Genomic DNA, 538 nt, shown 5'->3' with positions numbered 1-538 from the left:
AGTAGAAGCGGTTGCAAGGATGTAACTGCGCTCTTCGGCCGCTGCATTTGTCGCGATACCAAAAGATGTCACAGCAATAGCCAGTGCTTTTACGAGCTTATTCATTTTCATTATTACTCTCCGTGTAGTCGTTTCACGATTATGGATTTACATCATGTTAAATCTTTATTAACAACAAAACGCTAAGAGCAACTTAAATGCCAATTTTCAACTCATTGTTTTTATTTAATAAATATAATCTCCCAGCCCAAAATGAGCAAAAACTCGCTCATTTGCCCGTAAACCAATAAGCAAGATATTGCCGACGATAGAATGAGACTAAGCGGTACAACCTCGCAAAACGTTAATGAATTGTGATCGATACAAAAGATTTGCCCTTTTTAACCATGAGCAAGTTTTTGCCGATAACAAACAAGCATTCAACTCTGTCGCGAAGTGTCCCAACGCAACAGCTCTTAGCGAAATAGGTCTAAAAACGTATCTACTTCATATCAAGTCGAGCACCACCATAAATTAGCGTTCACTTACTGAGCAATGC

General features: G+C 39.0%; 1 pseudogene. It reads right to left on the bottom strand.

The annotated features are described in order from the left end of the window. Positions 1–111 (bottom strand): annotated as a pseudogene (locus R7Q48_RS30425) (C4-dicarboxylate ABC transporter substrate-binding protein); the annotation flags it as partial. Between the last annotated feature and the right edge of the window lie 427 nt (positions 112–538).

The sequence above is a fragment of the Vibrio sp. 378 genome, from assembly GCF_033339435.1.
This window is presented reverse-complemented; position numbering and strand designations above follow the sequence as displayed.